Source organism: Homoserinimonas sedimenticola (genome assembly GCF_026094475.1).
Lineage (GTDB): Bacteria > Actinomycetota > Actinomycetes > Actinomycetales > Microbacteriaceae > Homoserinimonas > Homoserinimonas sedimenticola.
Genome location: NZ_JAPELL010000001.1, coordinates 1420059 through 1438858, shown reverse-complemented (window position 1 = coordinate 1438858; position 18800 = coordinate 1420059). Strand labels below are relative to the sequence as shown.

16 protein-coding genes are annotated in these 18800 nt (G+C 69.2%); 6 read left to right on the top strand and 10 right to left on the bottom strand.

Annotated elements, in window-relative coordinates:
* Nucleotides 1-37 precede the first annotated feature (37 nt).
* The 4 genes from OH146_RS06715 (at nucleotide 38) to OH146_RS06700 (ending at nucleotide 5128) form a co-directional block, all read left to right on the top strand.
* Entirely contained in the window at nucleotides 38-607 is a 570-nt protein-coding gene (locus OH146_RS06715; RefSeq protein WP_265158733.1) for a dihydrofolate reductase family protein, read from the top strand.
* 79 nt (nucleotides 608-686) lie between these two features.
* Complete coding sequence (gene recQ / locus OH146_RS06710; RefSeq protein WP_265158731.1) at nucleotides 687-2621, top strand: DNA helicase RecQ; 1935 nt, start codon at nucleotides 687-689, stop codon at nucleotides 2619-2621.
* 225 nt (nucleotides 2622-2846) lie between these two features.
* Entirely contained in the window at nucleotides 2847-4361 is a 1515-nt protein-coding gene (locus OH146_RS06705; protein WP_265158729.1) for a serine hydrolase domain-containing protein, read from the top strand.
* 62 nt (nucleotides 4362-4423) lie between these two features.
* Nucleotides 4424-5128 carry a lysophospholipid acyltransferase family protein gene (locus tag OH146_RS06700; RefSeq protein ID WP_265158727.1) on the top strand — a complete coding sequence of 235 codons (705 nt, stop codon included), beginning with the start codon at nucleotides 4424-4426 and terminating at the stop codon, nucleotides 5126-5128.
* Nucleotides 5129-5199: 71 nt separating this feature from the next.
* On the opposite strand, the gene OH146_RS06695 is transcribed toward OH146_RS06700, so the two are convergent.
* The 8 genes from OH146_RS06695 to OH146_RS06660 all read right to left on the bottom strand — a co-directional run bounded on the left by OH146_RS06695 (nucleotide 5200) and on the right by OH146_RS06660 (nucleotide 14491).
* Nucleotides 5200-6954 (bottom strand): right-handed parallel beta-helix repeat-containing protein, encoded by a 1755-nt coding sequence (locus tag OH146_RS06695; RefSeq protein WP_265158725.1) that lies wholly within the window; start codon nucleotides 6952-6954, stop codon nucleotides 5200-5202.
* A 239-nt stretch (nucleotides 6955-7193) separates the two neighbouring features.
* Nucleotides 7194-8093, bottom strand: a complete 900-nt coding sequence (locus tag OH146_RS06690) for a right-handed parallel beta-helix repeat-containing protein (RefSeq protein ID WP_265158723.1) — start codon at nucleotides 8091-8093, stop codon at nucleotides 7194-7196.
* 260 nt (nucleotides 8094-8353) lie between these two features.
* Nucleotides 8354-8782: an FAD synthase family protein gene (locus tag OH146_RS06685; RefSeq protein WP_265160692.1), complete on the bottom strand. Its 429-nt coding sequence runs from the start codon at nucleotides 8780-8782 to the stop codon at nucleotides 8354-8356.
* A 67-nt stretch (nucleotides 8783-8849) separates the two neighbouring features.
* On the bottom strand, nucleotides 8850-9731 hold the full coding sequence (locus tag OH146_RS06680; protein WP_265160690.1) for a right-handed parallel beta-helix repeat-containing protein: 882 nt from the start codon (nucleotides 9729-9731) through the stop codon (nucleotides 8850-8852).
* Nucleotides 9732-9736: 5 nt separating this feature from the next.
* Entirely contained in the window at nucleotides 9737-10675 is a 939-nt protein-coding gene (locus tag OH146_RS06675; protein ID WP_265158721.1) for a glycosyltransferase family 2 protein, read from the bottom strand.
* Complete coding sequence (locus OH146_RS06670; protein ID WP_265158719.1) at nucleotides 10672-12180, bottom strand: lipopolysaccharide biosynthesis protein; 1509 nt, start codon at nucleotides 12178-12180, stop codon at nucleotides 10672-10674. The genes OH146_RS06675 and OH146_RS06670 overlap by 4 nt, the downstream gene beginning before the upstream one ends.
* Nucleotides 12177-13421, bottom strand: a complete 1245-nt coding sequence (locus OH146_RS06665; protein WP_265158717.1) for a Coenzyme F420 hydrogenase/dehydrogenase, beta subunit C-terminal domain — start codon at nucleotides 13419-13421, stop codon at nucleotides 12177-12179. The genes OH146_RS06670 and OH146_RS06665 overlap by 4 nt, the downstream gene beginning before the upstream one ends.
* Entirely contained in the window at nucleotides 13421-14491 is a 1071-nt protein-coding gene (locus tag OH146_RS06660; RefSeq protein WP_265158715.1) for a polysaccharide pyruvyl transferase family protein, read from the bottom strand. The genes OH146_RS06665 and OH146_RS06660 overlap by 1 nt, the downstream gene beginning before the upstream one ends.
* A 141-nt stretch (nucleotides 14492-14632) precedes the next feature.
* On the opposite strand from OH146_RS06660, the gene OH146_RS06655 reads away from it, so the two are divergent.
* Nucleotides 14633-15391, top strand: coding sequence for a CDP-alcohol phosphatidyltransferase family protein (locus tag OH146_RS06655; RefSeq protein ID WP_265158714.1), 759 nt, complete (start codon nucleotides 14633-14635; stop codon nucleotides 15389-15391).
* A gap of 7 nt (nucleotides 15392-15398) precedes the next feature.
* Nucleotides 15399-16004 (top strand): hypothetical protein, encoded by a 606-nt coding sequence (locus OH146_RS06650; RefSeq protein WP_265158712.1) that lies wholly within the window; start codon nucleotides 15399-15401, stop codon nucleotides 16002-16004.
* On the opposite strand, the gene OH146_RS06645 is transcribed toward OH146_RS06650, so the two are convergent.
* On the bottom strand, nucleotides 15965-17359 hold the full coding sequence (locus OH146_RS06645) for a Wzz/FepE/Etk N-terminal domain-containing protein (RefSeq protein ID WP_265158710.1): 1395 nt from the start codon (nucleotides 17357-17359) through the stop codon (nucleotides 15965-15967). The two genes, OH146_RS06650 and OH146_RS06645, sit on opposite strands and share 40 nt — an antisense overlap.
* Nucleotides 17356-18720 (bottom strand): hypothetical protein, encoded by a 1365-nt coding sequence (locus tag OH146_RS06640; protein ID WP_265158708.1) that lies wholly within the window; start codon nucleotides 18718-18720, stop codon nucleotides 17356-17358. The genes OH146_RS06645 and OH146_RS06640 overlap by 4 nt, the downstream gene beginning before the upstream one ends.
* Nucleotides 18721-18800 lie beyond the last annotated feature (80 nt).

The following is an 18800-nucleotide window of genomic DNA, read 5'->3' as shown; positions in this document are numbered from 1 at the left end:
AGAGCGGATGTCGGTGGCCGGGTCTATTCTCGGCCGCATGGAAGGCATCCGGGGCAAAGTCCTCTTCGACACGGCGACGACGATCAACGGCTTCATCGCGGACGAGAACAACTCGCTCGCCTGGCTCTTCGCCGTCGAGGGCGGGGACCATCCCGACGAGGGGCTCTTCCCCTCGTCCGCGACGGTCATGGTGGAGGGCTCGACCACGTATGAGTGGTTGCTCGCGGAGTCGCAGCTGATCGAGCATCCGGAGAAGTGGGCGGAGTTCTACGGCGACAAGCCCGTCTTCGTGATGACGACGCGCCAGCTGCCGGTGCCCGAGGGGGCGGACGTGCGCTTCCGTTCGGGCGCGGTCACCGATGTCCTTCCGGAGCTGCGTGAGGCGGCGGGCGGCGGTGACATCTGGGTGGTCGGCGGCGGCGACCTCGCGGGGCAGTTCCTTGACGCGGGAGCGTTGGACGAGATCGCGATCTCGGTTGCGCCGGTTGCGCTCACGGGTGGGGCTCCACTCTTCCCGAGGCGGGTCGAGTCCGACCGGCTCCGTCTCGAGAGCGCGGAGAAGTTCGGGCAGTTCGCGCGACTCGTTTACTCGGTGCGCGGCCGCTGACCCTCCTCCACAACCGGCACGCGTTCGAGTTCTCGTTGCAGGCTCGTCGCCTGTCGGATGCCCCGACTAGCCTTGACGCATGACCCAGGTGAGCTCTCCCGACGCCGCCCTCGACGTGCTCGGCCGTGTCTTCGGTTACGAGGCCTTCCGCGGCGACCAGGCCGAGATCATCCGTCACGTCATCGGGGGCGGCGACGCTCTCGTGCTGATGCCGACGGGCGGCGGCAAGTCGCTCTGCTACCAGGTGCCCGCGCTGGTGCGCGCCGGCACGGGGGTCGTGGTCTCGCCGCTCATCGCGCTCATGCAGGACCAGGTGGATGCGCTTGCGGCCAACGGCGTGCGGGCGGAGTTCCTCAATTCCACGCAGAGCCTCGACGAGCGTCGGCGAGTGGAGGCGGCGCTGCTCGCAGGGGAGGTGGACCTCCTCTATCTCGCGCCCGAGCGGCTCGCCGTCGAGTCGACGGTTGCGCTCCTTGATCGCGCGCCCATCGCGCTCTTCGCGATCGACGAGGCGCACTGCGTCGCGCAGTGGGGCCACGACTTCCGCCCCGACTACCTGCGGCTGTCGATGCTGCACGAGCGCTGGCCGAGTGTTCCCCGCATCGCGCTCACGGCGACCGCGACTCCGCAGACGCACGCGGAGATCGCTCATCGCCTCCAACTGGAGGATGCTCGGCATTTCGTTGCCAGCTTCGACCGCCCCAACATCCAGTACCGCATCGTGCCGAAGGAGCAGCCGCACAAGCAACTGCTCGAGCTGATCCGCACCGAGCATCCGGGCGCGGCGGGCATCGTTTACTGCCTTTCCCGGGCATCCGTGGAGAAGACGGCTGAGCTGCTCGTCTCGAACGGCGTGCCCGCCCTCCCGTACCATGCGGGTCTCCCGGCGGAGGTGCGGGCCGCGAACCAGGCGCGATTCCTGCGCGAGGACGGGCTCGTCATGGTCGCCACGATCGCGTTCGGTATGGGCATCGACAAGCCGGATGTGCGCTTCGTCGCGCACCTCGACCTGCCGAAGTCGGTCGAGGGGTACTACCAGGAGACGGGGCGTGCAGGCCGCGATGGCCTGCCGTCGACCGCATGGCTCGCCTACGGGCTGCAGGATGTCGTGCAGCAGCGAAGGATGATCGACCAGTCGGAGGGTGACCTTGCACACCGGCGTCGGCTGAGTTCACACCTCGACGCCATGCTGGCGCTGTGCGAGACCGCGGGGTGTCGGCGGGTGCAGCTGCTCGCCTACTTCGGGCAGCCGAGTTCGCCCTGCGGCAACTGCGACACCTGCCTGTCGCCGCCCGAGACGTGGGATGGCACGGTGCCCGCGCAGAAGCTGCTCTCGACGATCGTGCGGCTCAAGCGTGAACGCAACCAGACCTTCGGAGCCGGCCACATCATCGACATCCTGCGGGGCAAACAGACGCCGCGTGCCCAGCAGAACGGGCACGAGGCTCTCGCCACGTGGGGCATCGGCGCGGACCTCAGCGACCAGCAGTGGCGGGGGGTCGTGCGACAGCTCCTCGCGCAGGGGCTGCTTGCGACGCAGGGTGACTACGGCATCCTGACCCTGACGGATGCTTCGGCGCAGGTGCTCTCGGGCGACCGTTCCGTCTCGCTCCGCACGGAGCCGGAGCGGGTAACCCGGCAGGCCTCCAAGACGAAGGCAGCCGCCGTCGACCTCGAGCCGGCCCAGCGGGAGCTCTTCGAGGCCCTCCGATCCTGGCGAGCTGCCCAGGCGCGGGAGCAGGGCGTGCCCGCCTACGTGGTGTTTGGGGATGCGACACTCCGGGCGATCGCGACGGCGCGACCTTCGACGCTGGGGGAGCTTGCCGGCATCAGCGGGGTGGGGCAGAAGAAGCTCGACACGTACGGTGAGCAGGTGCTCGCGATCGTCGGTGGAGGCACGCCGGCACGCGGCCCGGCTGTCTCGTCGTTCGAGCCTTCCGCGCAGGAGCTTGCCGACCAGGAGGAGCCACCCTTCTTCTTCGACGAGGAGCCTCCGCCGGAGGACTGGCGGTGACTCGCGCGGTCGAGATCGGCACGGAACGGTCGACGCTTCGCGGCTGGCGGTGCCAGGACTCGGGATGACGCGAGACGGCACCTTCGAGCATCCGGCCGGTCCCGTCGGGTACCCGCTGCGGCGGCGTGTGCTGTATCGCGTCGCGCCACTCGAGATGGCATGACTAGGCACGTGGGCAATGGCCGCGGTGAAGGCACCGCTGCGCGCGAACGATTGGGAGAGACGATGAGCAGACCGGAGATCAGCGCCGAGGCACTCCACGAGGTCGACCGGGTCTTCGCCCGGCAGCAGGCGACGGGCGCGGCTCCGAGCGCCGCGTGGGGCGTCTTCGACGGGAGCGGGGTCGTCCACTGGGGCGCCGCCGGTGCTCTGAAAAGCGGTGCGACGCCCGGGCCCGCGACGGCATACCGGATCGCCTCCTGCACCAAGAGCTTCACGGCGGCCGCAATCCTCATTCTGCGCGATGAGGGCAAGCTCAAGCTCGACGACCCCGTCTCATCTCATGTGCCTGGCTTCTCCGCCGTCGCTCTCCCGACTGCGGACTCGCCCGAGGTCACACTTCGGATGCTGCTCACAATGTCGGCGGGCTTCCCCACCGACGACCCCTGGGCCGACCGGCAGGAGTCGATGACGCCCGCTGAGTTCGACACGCTCCTCTCGGCTGGCCTCTCATTCGACAGCGTCCCCGGCACCAGCTTCGCCTACTCCAACCTGGGCTACGCACTTCTCGGCCGCGTTATCGAGTCGGCTTCGGGCATGGGATACCGGGAGTTTGTACGAGAGCGGCTCCTCGAGCCGCTGGGGCTCTACGGCACGGCGTTCGAGGCCGGGCACTATCACGGTGAGGGTGCGGCGCAGGGAGCTCGCAACCTTGACGGCGAATGGGACTACCTGCCCTTCTCCGGGCCGGGAGCGTTCTCGCCCATCGGCGGGCTCTTCAGTACCGTGACCGACCTCTCCCGGTGGGCAGCGTGGCTTGCCTCCGCCTTCGACGCGGATGCCCGTGCCGAGAGCCCGGAACCTGCAGGGGTCGAGCACGCCGCGGCCGAGCACGTCGTAGCCGAGCACGCCGGCACCAAGCACGCCGAAGTGCTGAGTCGCGCAAGTCGACGTGAGATGCAGCAGGCGCAACGGATCGTGCTGGAGCGCTCCGAGCATCCGATGGGTTACGGTCTCGGTCTCTTCGTCGAGCACTATGAAAACCAGGGGCCCGTCGTGTCCCATTCGGGCGGGTACCCCGGGTGCTCGGCCCACATGCGCTGGTCGACGGAACTGGGCGTCGGGGTCGTCGCCTTCGAGAATGCGACGTTCTCGCGCGTGCCCCTGGCCGCCGTCGAGGCGTTCGACGGACTGCTGACGTCACTGCGGTCCTCCCGTCAGGGCGATCTCCTGGCGCGAGCGTGGCCGGAGACGCGCCTCGCGCAGGCGGAGGTCACGGCCCTGTTGCGAAACTGGTCAGACGAGACGGCGCGCACGCTGTTCACGCCCAACGTCGAACTCGACATGCCGTTTCCGCAGCGGCGGGAAGCGCTCGCGGCAGCGCTGAGGGCGATCGGCGGCCTCACGGAAGGCGCGCCCCGAGACGAAAAGTCGTCTGCACCCTCGCAGCTGAGCTGGACCGTGCCCGGCCGCTTGGGTGGCCTCCGCGCACACATCCAGCTGACGCCAGAGCTACCCCCGCGCGTGCAGAGCCTGCGGGTAGAGACGGTGGCGCCTGCCGCCGGGCCGATGCTGCGCTGAGAAAGGCACGAGCGTGGACGAACATGCCGAGGGAAGCATGGACGGCCTGAGAATCTGGAGTCGTGAAGTTCCTCAGTCGGCTGCTGCTCGCACCTCTCGCCCGGCTCATCTTCCGACCCCGGGTCGTCGGGCGGCGAAACGTTCCGAAGCGCGGCGGGGTTCTGCTCGCGAGTAACCACTTCGCGTTCATCGACAGCGTTGTCATCACACTTGTCGCCCCACGCTCGGTCTCATTCATGGCAAAGGCGGAATACTTCACGGGCCACGGTTTCCGCGGCCGCCTTTCGCGCGCATTCTTCCGCGGAGTGGGGGCGGTCCCCGTCGATAGGAGCTCATCCCGGGCCGCACAGGATGCGCTCGATGCGGGGCTGGACGTTCTTCGAGCGGGCGAGGCGTTCTCGATCTACCCGGAGGGCACGCGTTCGCGCGACGGCCGGCTGTACCGCGGTCGAACAGGCGTGGCCTGGCTCGCCCTCACAGCGGGGGTGCCCGTCGTGCCAGTCGCGCTCGCCGGCACCGACCGTCTTCAGCCGGGAGGTACTGGCCCGCTGCGCCCGGCCCGCGTGACGGTGCAGTTCGGCGAGCCGCTCGATCTCTCCGTGTACGGCCCGGCGACATCCGGTCGCGCCAGGCGCGAGGCGACGGATGCTGTCATGGCGGCCATTCACGAAATGTCCGGCCAGCAGCTGGCCGGCGAGTACAACGAACCGCCGCCCACGACCGTGCGTGAGCGTGCGGCTCGAGTGTTTCGGCGCGAGCGCGTCTGAGCCAGCGGCGCGCAGAAAAGCACAGGGCCGGGCGGTATGGAACCGCCCGGCCCTCGGCCTGCAGGGGAGCTCTACTGCGCGCGACGGTTGAGGGTCAGCACGCCCTTGGCCACAGCGTTCGCCGACTGCGCGAGCTTGGTGGTCGGGGGAACCAGCATGTTGCAGTTGAAACGTGAGTCGCCGAAGGTGTTGCCGCTGATGGTGAGGCCCTTGATGGCGCCCTTGCCCTTCTCGGCGACGTTGATGGTGCATCCACCGCCCGAGAGCTTGTTATTGCTGATGGTGAGGTTCGCGACGGTGCCGCGGTCCTGTGTCACCTGCACGGCGGCGTTGTAGGCGCCGCTGATGGTGTTGCCGGTGAGGCGGATGTTGCGTCCCTGCTGGATCTGGACGCTGTCGTCGTGAGAGGGGCCCCCGCCGTGGGTCGGGTCCTTGCTGTAGTGCAGGTTGTCGTGCAGCCAGGAGTCCGCGACCGTCACGTTGTCTCCGAAGATGTGGACGGCGTCGATGACGTGGTGGATGTTCACCCGGGTGAGGGTGAAGTCGTAGCCGTACACACCGTTCGTCAGGTGGCTGCGGTGCGTCGGCGCGATCTCCGAGTCGATGACTCGCAGGCCTGCTGAGGCTCCCGTTCCCGCGTAGAGAAGGACGGCGTTGCCTGTCGTGGCCCGACCGCGAATGATGCTGTTCTTGATCGTGACATTGGGTGCCTCGACGCGCACGAAGCCGCGGATGTCGAGGCCGTCGATCACGGCGCCGGGGGTCTTGACCGTGAGGTCGCCGTGGTGCACGGTGAGTTTCGTACCCTTGGGTACGCCCGTGGTCGACTCGCTCGCAGAAGCGGGCTTTTCGGCGGTAGCAGGCTTGGCGGTAGCAGGCTTGGCGGTAGCAGGCTTTGCCGGTGCCGGTGCCGGTGCCGGTGCCGGTGCGGGTGCGAGCTTTGCCGGTGCGGGTTTAGGTGCCACCGCATCCGGGGTCGCTGGCTTTGGGGCGTCGGTCGGGGCTGGGCTGCCGGTGCCGGTGCCGGTGCCGGCGGAAGCGGCGGCGCCGGAAGGGGCGGAGGTTGGCACCACCTTGAGGTCGTCGAAGCGCGTCGTGACAGGGCCGGTCGCTGAGCTGGAGATGTAGCTCTCGATGGCGAGGTTTCCCGCGGTCTGCAGGCCCGCCGTCGAGCTCGTCACGCTTGCCTGCCAGGTGCCGGGTTCTCGATCGGAGGCCGGCCACAGCTTCGCCCGGATGGTCGTCGGTGACGTGCCCGTCACTTGCATCCGGAGGTTCAGGGACGTGCCTGCGGCGTGTGTTACGTCTGGGATGGCCACCGACCGGAGTGCCGTGCCTCCCTGGCCGAGTTGGAGCAGCACCCCGCCGTCGGCGAGCAGCCTCACCCGTGCGCGGTAGTCGAGCGAGCCAGCCTGGCGACCGATGAAGGAGAGGTACTCGCCTCTCCCGGTGAGTGCCTTGTTGGTCGAGAACCGCACACGCAGGTCAATGTCGTCGGATGCCACGTCTGCGAGCGTCGCCCGCAGTGCCTGCCCGGGTCTGACCGACATGCGACCCGCGCCGCCCGCGACCCAATACCGGTTCTCCTGGCCCACGGTGCGCCACGCGCCTCCGAGGTCGCTCACGCCCCACCCCGAAGAGACAGAACGCGAGAAGGAGTCGGCTGCGGAGTGACGCTGCGATGCGGTTGCAGCATCCTTCTGCTGCGAGGAGGCGTTCGCGGGTGTCAACGCCGTCGCCCCGACGGCCGCGCCGCTGGAGAGAAGGATGCCCGTGACGGCAAGGGTGAAAAGGTGGCGCCAGCGGGCGCGGCGAAATGGGGGCATAGCACAGCTCTCTGCTCGGGTACGGACGGATGCAACAGGTGCCGTATGGGTCGGGTGACACCGGTTCTTGCCGGCACGAATCGGGAGCTGCGCGCGGCAGTCAGAGAGAGTACGCCTAGAACCTGTGTGTAACCCGAAAGGGGGGCAAATTGTTGTGAAAAATAGAGAAGGCCGCCCCGGAGATACCGGGACGGCCTTCTTGTGTTTCCGTTTTGCTCAGCTGTGTTGCAGCCCGAGGACTACTGGGCGCGGCGGTCGATGCGCACGATCGAGCCGTCGGCCTTCGTGTTGCCCTTCTGGTAGACGTCGGTCGTCGGCGGGTGGATCACCGAGCAGCCGAAGCGGGATCCGCCGAAGACGTTGTCGGTGATCTTGACGCCCATGATGGCGCCCTTTCCCTTCTCGGCGATGTTGACGGTGCAGCCGCCGCCGGCGATCCAGTTGTTGCTGAGTCGCACGTTGGAGACGGCGCCCTGGTCCTGCGTGATCATGAGGGCCGCGTTGTACGAGCCATCGATCTTGTTGTTGGCGATGACGATGTTCGATCCCTTCTGGATCTGGATGTTGTCGTCGTGGCTACCGTCCTCGTGGTACGGGTCGTTCGTGAAGTGCAGGTTGTTGTGAAGCCAGGAGTTCGCCACGGTCACGTTGTTGCCGAAGATGTGGACCGAGTCGATGACGTCGTGGATGTTCACGCGGTCGAGGGTGAAGTCCCATCCGTACACGCCGTTGGTGAGCGGCGTCTTGTAGGTCGGGGCGATCTCGGTGTTACGCACGACGAGGCCGGCCGATTTGCCTGTGCCCGCGTAGATCATGGTCGCGTTGCCGCTGGTCTGGCGTCCGCGCACGATCGAGTTCTTGATCGTGACGTTCTGGGCCTCGACGCGCACGAAGCCGCGAATGTCGAGGCCGTCGATGACCGTGCCGGCCGTCTTGATGACGAGATCGCCGTTGTGAACCTTGAGCTTGGTGCCCTGGGGAACGCCGGTCGTGGTGGCGCTGATGGTGCTACTGGTGCCGCTGGCGGCGGACGCGCTCTGCGCGGGTCCGGCGACGACGATGCCCGTCACCGCAACGGTTGCGGCGAGAACCGCGGCGACGATTCCACGACGGCGCGCGGAAATGCTGAGTGTAGACAAGGTGAAGCGATCTCCTGAGTAAAGAGGGGTGAGTGATGTAGAGGTGGCGCCAGACGAGGGGGTGGAAGCCGAATTCTCCACCCGTTCGGGGCCCAACAATCAGCATACGAACGAAAACTGAAGAAGTGCTGCAAGTAGTGCGTATACGAACTTTATACGTTGGCATACAAACTAACCGTGAGTCCGGCAGCCCGAATCACGCAGAAGAATCGGCGCTACCCCCGCAGCGCCGTCACCAGCCGCCTTCCCCGCGGCCCGCCTCAGTTGCTCGCTGTGGCAGTCGACTCAAGCAGATCGAGGGCACGGCGCAGGCGTGTGCTCGATGTGCCCTCGGTGTAGGGGAAGTAGACGACCTCCACGCCCACGGCATCGAAGGACCGTTCGAGGGCGAGGCCGCGCTCGGTTCCCTTCCAGTCATCCCCCTTGAAGAAGTGCGTGTAGCGCACGGCCTTCCATGTCTCGAGCTTGTCGGGGACGACCTCCGCGACCGCCTCGTCGACGTAGCGGATGCTGCGGACGATCTCGAGTCGTTCCGCGAGCGGGATGACGGGCCTGGCACCCTTCGTGAGTTCGAGCACCTCGTCGGAGACGACGCCCGCGATCAGGTAGTCGCAGCGCTCGCGTGCCCGCTTGAGCACGTTGAGGTGACCGATGTGGAAGAGATCGAACGCCCCCGCCGCATAGCCGATGCGCCGCCGCCGAGCATCCGGGGCGAAAGCCTCCGCGGTGGACTCGCTGTTGTCGTCGTACTGGAATTCACTGGGCACGTCGTTCAACCCTCACTGTGTCGGAGCCGAGCGAGCGGTTGCCCGCGGTCTCGGCGTTGGTGGTCGGGGGAAGGAGGATGTCGCAATCGAATCGGGAGGTGCCGAAGGCGTTGTCGCTGATGGTGAGGCCACGCACGGGGCCGTGGTCCTTCTCTGCGACATTGACGGTGCACCCGCCGCCCGAGAGGCGGTTTCCCGAGATGGTGACGGAGGAGACGGCCCCGCGATCCTGGGTGATCTGGATGGCCGCGTTGTAGGCGTCGCTGAGCTCGTTGTCGGTGATGCGGATGTTGCGTCCCTGCTGGATCTGGATGCCATCGTCGTGGCTGGGTCGGCCGCCGCGGGTGGGGTCGTTGATGTAGTGCAGGTGGTCGTGCAGCCTGGAGTCCGTGATCGTGACGTTGTCGCCGAAGATGTGCACGGCGTCGATGACATGGTGGATGTCGACGCCCGTGAGCGTGAAGTCGTAGCCGTAGACGCCGTGGGTGCGCGGCGAGTGGTGCGTCGGGGCGATCTCGGTGTCGATGACTTCGAGTCCCGCAGATTTGCCGCTGCCGGCCCAGAGGAGGATCGCGTCCTCCATCGTCGCGCGGCCGCGGATGATGCTGTTGCTGATCGTGACGTTGGGCGCCTCGACGCGCACGAACCCGCGGATGTCGAGAGAGTCGACGATCGTTCCCGCCTGCTTGATGATGAGGTCGCCCTCGTGCACCATCAGATGCCTTGTCGGCGCCTCGACGGGAGCCGAGGCATCCTGGCGATCGCCGCCCACGTCCGGGCGCGGCGCGAGGGCCACGAGCACGGCGGCGAGCAGCGCCGTGAGCCCGGCGAGGGTCAGCCAGCGCAGCAGCGGCCGTTGCGTGTCGATCATGAGGATCACGGATGCCTCACTCTCTCCCGCGCGGCGGCGGCACGACGGCGCAGGCCGGGCATCCGCTCACTCGCGAGCATCCACACGCCGCCGGCGGTGCCGGCGAGAGCAGCCCACAGGGGGCGCCACGGCTGCCGCAGGAACTGACGCCGACCGCCGCGCAGCAGAACGCGCCAGGCATAGGCGGGGGAGAGGAGTACCCAGCGGATGGCGTCGCGCCGCTCCAGATGACGGGCCGCGAAGAGGAGCCGGTTGCGGCAGTTGTAGCGGTAGTAGGTGGCGGATTTGGCGCGGCCGCCACCCTGCGTTCCCCCGGCATCGTGGTGGACGCGGATGTCGTCGCGGACGACGAGCCGCCCACCCGCCTCGACGCAGCGCCACGAAAGGTCGATGTCCTCCCAATAGAGGAAGTAGCGGTCGTCGAAGCCTCTCAAACGCTGCCAGAGCGAGTCGTGGACCGCGAGACACGCGCCCGTCAGCCATCCGTTCGGGGCGGCGCTGTCGGCTCCCCGTGTGACGGTGACCCCGCGCTCGACCAGGACCGTGCCGCCCGCGAACCAGACCTCGCCCGAGGAGTCGAGGATCGTGGGGGCGACGAGGGAGTCGGTGGCTGTGGAGACGTGGTCCGCGAGGGCGGCGATCGCCGCGGCATCCGCCACCGCATCTGGGTTGAGCATGACGTATCGGCGGTAGCCGAGCATCCTCGCCTCCGCGATGCCGCGATTGACGCCGCCGCCGAAGCCCAGGTTGTCCTGGGTCACGAGATGCCAGCCGCGTTCGGCGCACATCCAGCCGAGCGCATCGCGTTCGAGGTGCGAGGAGTGGTTGTCGACGACGACGACGCCGATCCCCTCCCGGGCGAGGTCATCGGTAGGCAGATTGCGCTCGAGCAGATTGTGGGAGCCGTAGTTGACGACGATGACGGCGATGGGTTCCGCGCTCATGAGATCTCCTTCCGGCGGGGGAGCATCCGCACGACGGCGACGACGTCGAGCAGGTCGCGCCGGATGCGCGGGAACACGAGCGCCGCGAGCCCGTGCACGGCGGCGCCCGCGAGCAGGGCTGCAAGGAGTTGCAGCGCGAGGCCGAGAGGCGCGGCGGCGAGCACGGCTCCCCAGGCGGCCGCTGCGGAGACGGTCGCGAGCGCGAGCCCGCGGCTGGCGCCACCGAAGAGCGCCCGCGTCGGGATGTTCGTGCAGCGCGACAGCCACCACAGGGAGAGGGGCCAGGCGAGCGCGGGGGCGAGGGCGAAGCCTGCTGCGACGCCCACGATGCCCCACTGCGACCCCACGACGATGCAGGCGATGCGGATGCCCGTGCTCACCATCGTGTAGCGGAAGAGCTCGCCCGTCAGTCCCCGCGAGAGGTACACCCAGTAGCCGACGTAGGCGAGGGTCTGCAGGATGCCCGCGATCGCGAGCAGCGCGAGGATGGGGGCGGCCGCGAGCCACGGCTCGCCGAGGAAGAGGAGCGTGAGGGGCTCGGCGGCACCCACGACGATGCTGAGCCCGGCGATGAGGGTCCAGGAGAGGGCGAGCTGCCCGCGGAGGAGGAAGGCGCCGAAGCGGGCCTCATCGTCCTGGAGACGGCTGAGCACGGGGAGCGCGACCGTTGTCGAGGGGGTGCGAAGCTGTATGAGCGGCACCATGAGCAGCTGGTAGCCGCGGTTGTAGATGCCGAGGTCGACGGCGCCGAATCGCACACCGATGATGACGCTGTCGAGGTTGTTGCCCGCATAGTTGACGAGCTGCGTCGCCACGAGGTTCCAGCCGAAGCGGAGGAGCCCGCGCATGGGGGTGCCTCGGCGGGGAAGGCGCGGCAGCCAGCGCGCGACCACCGCGAGGAGCACGAGAAAGACGGTCGCCTGCACGAGCTGCTGGGTCACGAGCGCCCAGTACCCCCAACCGAGTGCGGCAGCGACGACCGCCGCGAGGAGGGCCGTGGCGGGCACGACGACCTCGACGACCGCGAGCGGAAGGAAGCGCATCCGTCGCACCAGGTCGGCGCGGTACTGGGTGGCCATGCCGTTGAGGAGGAAGGTCACGGCGAGAGCGCGGGCGATCGGTTCGAGCTCGCTCTCGCCGTAGAGAAGCGCGACGAGCGGGGCTGCCAGGTAGACGGCGACGGCGAGGGCGAGCCCGATCCCCGTGTTGATCCACCACAGGATGTCGCGTTGCCGCGCCGTGAGGTCGCGAGACTGGATCGCGGCGGAGGAGAGCCCGAAGTCGCGCAGGATCGTGCCGACCCCGATGATCGCCGCGACCATCGCGACGAGCCCGTAGTCGGAGGGGGCGAGCAGCCGCGCGAGCACCGCGACCGAGGCGATCTGGATGAGGATGCGGAGGAGCTGCCCGCCGAGCGTGACGCCCGCGCCGCGCGCCGCCCGCGTGCCCAGGCTTGACCTGCGAGGCGGGGCGGACACGCCGCTGGAGGAGGTCGGGTCGGTCATCGCGATACGGCCTCACTTGGCATCGGCTGCTCTCGGCCTCGCTCGCGGCGCACCCGACGGAGGGTGCCGCGCGCCGTGCGCAGGGTCTCGCGAGGGTGTGCGAGCGCAAAGCGAAAGAGGCCGAAGCCGCGGTAGCGCGGCACGGGTCGGCCCGCCGCGCGCGCCCCGAGGAGCCGCGCGAGAAGGGTCGTGCGGCGCTTCACCTGCAGCGGCTGCACGCGGGCGAGCTCGTCGACGTCGAGCGGCTCGGCACGCAGCACGCCGGACGCGATCGCGCGGGCGATCACGTCGGCCCCGCGCCGGGTGCGCGCGATGAGGGCCGAGACGCCGTCCTCCTCCGCGAAGACCGGATAACCCCGCTCGTCACTGCGCCAGAAGTCGGCCGCCGTGATGTCGGAGTGCTCGCCGACCCCGTCGGGGCACACCTTGCACCGCCACTGCGTCGTCGGCCCGAGGTGCGCGCCCCACGACTCGTCGTAGCTGGCGCTGACCTCCTCGCCCCCCGTGCCGACCGCCGTGAAACGCCCGGGCCACCCGCGGCCGCGGTACCAGAGGTCGCGCAGGGGTGCCTGCCGCGGCATCCCCAGCTGCTCGACGAGGCTGTCGGTCGCCGTCTGGCTGGGCGTGCCCGCGCAGAAGAAGGAGATGAGCAGGGGGGCATCCGCCTCATCGCGGGCGAGCGCACGGAGGGCAGAGACCTCGCACGGCTTGCCCACCACCGCTGCCTTCGGGTCGCGGCCCGCGGCAAGGGAGGCACTCGAGGTGGGGGCGTAGCGGGAGCCCGCCGAGGCGAGAGCCTCCTCTCGGGTCTGCAGGGTGAGGCTCACCGTGCGGCGCGGCTCCTGAGCATCCGCACGCGCCCCCACGACGACCGCGGCTTCGCCCCGCTCGAGCAGCCAGGTCGTGAGCGCCGTGATGGCGCCCCCGCTGCTGCCGCGGTGACGGATCTCGGGGTCGGCCGCGCTCGCCGCCCACGCCGCCGAGACGGGTCCCATGGTGGGGTGGCGAGTGGCGCCGGCGGGCCGGGCCGCGGTGACGCGCCGGCCTGGGCATGCGGTGTCGAAGAGCGGCACGGCGTCGCTCGTCGGCGTGCCCGAGGTGCGCCGTGGACGGGCGTAGCCATCTGCCGAGAGTTCCATGCTCACACCGCCGTCGAGGAGGGCACATGCCCCGCAGCCCGAGCAGTTGCCGGTGCGCACGACCTCGTCGATCGCGGCATCCAGGGTTCTGGACCGGCCCATCAGACCACTCCCTCGAGCACGCGTTCCGCGTCGGCGAAGCCAGCCCTGGCGCGCTCGGAGACCTCGGTCGCGTCGTGCGCGAGGTCGTGGCGCGCGATCATCCCCATGACCGTCTCGACGGGTTCCGGGTCGGTGCGCAGGTCGACCGTGGCGTACCAGTCGAGGTCGCGCAGCAGCGGTGAGAACTTGCGCGAGTAGGCGAGTGGGATCGCGGGAGTGCCCTGCGAGAGCGCATTGAGGCACGCGTGCATGCGCGAGGCGATCACAAGATCGGCGGATGCCACGAGCTCACGCGCGTCGTCGAGCGACTGTGGCACGAGCGCCTCCGCCCCCAGCTCTGCCGCGAGCTCACGAATGACGGGAACATCGTTGTCGGGTGCCGGCGAGTCGAGCACGTGCGCGAGCAGACTCACCTCGCGCCCCGCCCCGACGAGTCGGCTGTGGAGCCCGCGGATCGTCTCGCGGTAGCGCTCCGAGTCGACGTGCGGGTTGGGGTTCCACAGCAGTCCCGAGACGTTGAGGACGACGTCACGCTCCCCCGTGCGGGGCTTGGTGGGCAGGGCGAAGACGACGTCGCTGCTGCGGGCGTCGACGGGGCGACCGTGCCGGGAGGCATACTCGGCGCTCGCCGAGTCGCGGGCGATGACGGCGTCGGCGCGCCCGAGGGAGCGTCGGCCCAGCCAGCGCCCCCGCTGTGAGGTGAAGGGGCCGATCGTCTGTGGTCCGAGGGCGAGGGGGGTGCCCGCGAGGCCAGCGCTCTCCGCAACCGCCGACATGATGGCCATGCGCCGCAGCCCGTAGCTGTCGGAGAAGCTGTCGCCCGAGCGCGTGTCGATCACGAGGTCGAAGCCCGCAAGCCAGCGCCGCATTCCCTTCTCACCCGTCACGTGTTCACGTGCGAGGGAGCGGAGGGTGCCGATCGGCAGTTCCGGAATGCGGTGGCCGAAGTTCTGGAAGGTGATCTCCGCATCGGGCCAGATTCGGCGCACGAGGGCAGCAGTGCCCGCACCGAGGGCCCGGACCCCAAGGTTGGGGGAGCGGTCATCCGCCCATAGGATGAGTGCACGCATCCGTCATCGCCTCCCTGCGGCGACTGCCGCTGCCGCTCTGAATCTTGTGCGGCTCTTGGCGATGCAGCACACTGTGACAACGTCCCGAGCGGAGCGCCACGGCGACGGCGAACCGCATCCCCCGGAGGGAGCTACGCCGCCATGACCACCCGAGAGACCTACTCGCAGACGCTCGCCCGCCTGCGTTCCGCCCAGAAGCCGGCGGCGCGGAGCGCGCCCGCCTACTCCCGCTACGTGAACCGCCGACTCGGCCGATACATCGCCGCCGGCGCCTACCAGGCGGGGCTCACGCCCAACGGTGTGACGGGCATCAGCGCCGTCTTCACCTTCGCGGCCGTCGCGCTGCTCGCCCTCGTGCCGCCCAGCATCCTCTCCGGCATCGCTGTGGCGGTGCTTCTGCTCGTGGGCTACGCCTTCGACTCGGCCGACGGTCAGCTCGCCCGGCTTCGCGGCACGAGCAGCCCCGCCGGTGAGTGGCTCGACCACATGGTCGACTCCCTCAAGGTCTCCGCCATGCCCCTGGCGCTCGCGATCGGCTTCTACCGCTTCGACGTGGTCGATCGGGTCTGGCTGCTCGTGCCCCTCGTCTCGACGGCTGTCTCCGCCGTGCTCTTCTTCGGCATGATCCTGACCGAACAGCTGCGACGCCAGCGCGGGTCGGCCTCCCTCGCGAGCGACGAACCGGGACGCCCGTCGTGGATTCGCGCCGTGCTCGTGCTGCCCATGGACTACGGCGTGCTGTGCCTGTCGTTCCTGCTGCTCGGCTTCGTCCCGCTCTTCGCCACGGTCTACACCGTGATCGTTGCCGCGACGACGCTGTTCCTGCTCGCGGCATCCGTCAAGTGGTTCCGTGAGATGACGACGCTCGGCGCACCCCGCGCCGCGGCCGTGAAGGAGTGAGGTGCTCATGAGTCGAAACGTGTGGAGCTGGGTCATCATGGTGGGCGGCGTGCTTGTGGTAGCCGCCGCCGTCGTGACGGCGATCGTGCTCGCGAACGCGCAGCCCTCGGACTCGGGCGAGGACGGACCGGATGCCTCGAGCATCTCTCCGACGCCCAGCGAGTCTGCAGAACCCTCGGCATCACCATCGGCCTCGGCAGCTCCCGACGAGGAGGGGCCCGAGACGCAGACTCCCGTGCCGATCGGCGAAGAGGCGACCTCTCCTGACGGCGTCACAGCGGTCGTGACTGCTGTCACGCCCTTCACCGCCCAGGGCGGCGGCGTCGGCGAGATCGGCGGCGACGCCGTGCGCGTCGACGTGACACTGAGCAACACCGCCGAGACGGAGCAGTCCCTCGGCTCGGTCACGATCAACCTCGCGTATGGACCGGAGTCCACTCCGGGTTCGCCCATCTTCTACGATCCTTCCGTCGTCGAGTTCAGCGGCATGCTCGCGCCAGGCGAGTCACGCAGCGGCAGCTATGTCTTCGCGGTGCCCGCCGAGCAGCGGGACAGTCTCACGGTGTGGGTGTATCACACGCCCACCTCCCCGCCGTTCGTCTTCACGAAGTAGCGCCGAACGCCCTCGCGCCGGGGCCCCTGCTCACGCGCGGCACCGTCGATCGAGTCGCTCCGGCGCACGCGCTCGCGCTGCAGCGCCGTAGCCTCGTCGGCGTGGGCGCGATTGAGCACGATGCCGAGCACTCGGGCGCCGCTCGAGGTGAGATCGTCGAGAGCGCTGAGCACGTCGCGGCGGTGGGCAGTGCGGGCGTCGACGACGAGGACCGTCGCATCGACGATCGCGCGCGGGCCGTCGAGCGCCGAGAGTCGCATCGCGGTCGCGCCATCGTTGAGTGCCGGCGCGTCGACGAGCACGATCTCGTGGCCTTCCCGCGCCGCCAACATCTCGCGAGAAAGTGCGCTGCTGCTCGCGGGCGAATCCTCGCGCGATGCCGCGGCGGCCGCAGTCGTGGCGTCCGTCTCCTGCGTCCCCTCAGTGGTCGCGGCTGTGGAGGCCGCGGGGGAGCTCAACGAGGATGCTGTCGTGGCCGTCACCACCGTGGCGGGAGTCCCCAGGTCGAGGAGTGCCTGAGCAGTGCCGTTCGCGATCGTGGTCGTGCCGCCCCCGGTGGTCGCCGACGTCAGCAGCAGCGCGGCGCCGCGCTCCGCAGCATCCGTCTCGGCCACATCCGAGCGCAGCGCGTGCCGCAGCCGCACGGCCAGCTTCACCATCGCATCCTCCGACGGCTGTCCGTGACCGCGAAGGACCGAACCGATGACGGGGATGCCCGTGAGCGCCCGAAGGTCTGTGATGGAACGCACACGCGTATCGGCGGACTCACGCCACGCCGCGAGCATGACGCCCAGGAGAAGCCCGATGAGTCCGCCCACTGCGAGGTTGACGGCACGGTTCGGGAAAGACGCGGCCGCGGGCGCGGTGGCCTCGCTGATCATCGTCACGGTGTAGAGGGGCCCCAGCTCCTCGTCCACGGGAGCCGAGCGGCTCACGTACTCGCGCACCTCCGCTGCCACGGCGTTGGCGAGAGCCGCAGCATCCGCCGCCGTCTCGCTCGACGCCTCGACCTCGAGCACCGAGGTGTCGGCCGGAGTCGTGATGTCGAGGCGCTCCGCGAGCTGCGCGGGCGTCTCCTCGAGGGAGAGCTCGCGGATGACCGGCTCCAGGATCCGCTCAGAGGTCGCGAGTTCCGCGAAGGTGGGGATCTGGGTGACCGTGAAGTTCGCCCCCTGGTTGGCGTCGGTCGCCGAGCCACTGTAGTTGAGGCTGAAGATGAGACGCGCCTGGGCCGTGTAGAGCGGAGTGGCCGCAGCGGTGACGGCGAGGGCCGCCGCGATTCCGAGGGCGATTGCGCCGAGAACGACCCACCAGTGTCGTCTGATGTGTGCGCCAGTGAGTTGTGTTGATGTCATCGGGAGGTGCCTTTCTGCGAGATTCCGGCGGGAAGCCGGTGCGAACGGGGTGGGACCGGCTCGCGAGGGACGGAGACGGGTGGCACTGTCGGCGGTGCAGCGCCGACGTGTGCCTGCCCGGGCAGTAGCGCTGGGTCGCGCCCCTTCGGCCGGGTGGCGAGTTGTGACGCGACCGCGAGTCCGGCGATGAACCAGACGAGGATCGCGTACTGGGTGATGAGGGCGACCGTTGCGAAGGCCGGTATCTGGGCGACGAGCGCGATCGTCGCCGGGGTCGCCCGTCGGATGGCGACGAGCACGGTCGCCGCGACAAGCAGGGCGCAGACGAGAGCGAGTGGCAGGAGGCCGTGGTTGAGCCCCAGGAGGATGAGGGCGCTGTCGATCGAGTCGAACTCGCCGAAGCGCGTCGTGCCGTCGGGGGCGCGTTGGAAGGCCGAGGACTGGCCGAGCAGTTCGAGCTCGTCGACGAGGCCCAGAAGATCCCCGCGATAGCCTGCGCTGCCTTCGGCCTCCTCTGCGGCCGACTCGAAGACCGACACGAGGAAGGGAAAGAGCACTGCCGCGACGAGTGCGCCGAGGGCCGCAAAGAGGGCGGCGAATCGGCCGCTGACGATGCCGCGCGAGAAGGCGAGCGTGAGCACGAGGGCGAGCGCGACGCAGACCATCGCCGTGCGGCTCAGCGTCAGCACCGTCGCCGTGAGGATAAGCACGAGCATGAGGGTGCGCAGCCAGCTCCGCAGGCGGGCGGCGAGCACAAAGGGCACGGCGAGCGCGAGACTGCAGCCGAAGGCGATCGAATGACCGAAGGCCCCCTCCACTCGCGTGACCCCGCCGCGCTCCTGCAGGGGGCCCCACGTCTCGTAGAGGGCTCCCGGCGCTGCGAGTCCGACGAAGGGATTGACTCCCGTCAGGAACTCGATGATGCCGAGCGCGGCCACCCCGGAGAACGCGAAAGCGATGACGAGAGTGACGCGATCCATGTCGACCCGCTCGGGAAGGATCCTTCCCAGCAGATACCCGAGCCCCCAGTGCCCAAGCAGCACGACGCCGCTCCCGAGCGACGCGTCACCCAGCAGGGACGCCGTGAGGTAGCAGGCGATGATGACGGCCATGACGGCGTCCGCGAGTCCGAGGCGGGCCTGCCGCACGGGCAGGAGCGCCGCCACCAGTAGCACGGCGAGAAGCGCCGAGATCGACCAGTCGAAGCCCAGCGTCAGGTTGAACCAGTAGGGCACGAGACAGACGACGGCGATCCAGGTCACGAAACCGAGGAACGGGTGGCGTCGCGCCGCGAGGAAAGCAGTCACCCCCACCGTGGCCAGCAGGGCGAGTGTCAGTACGGGATCGAGGAGGCTCAGCATCCGTTCCCCTCTCGGGTAGCCCCGCGCCGCCGTGAGGCGGACGCGGCGGGGTAGGGTGGGGCGACCTCACACGCACGGCG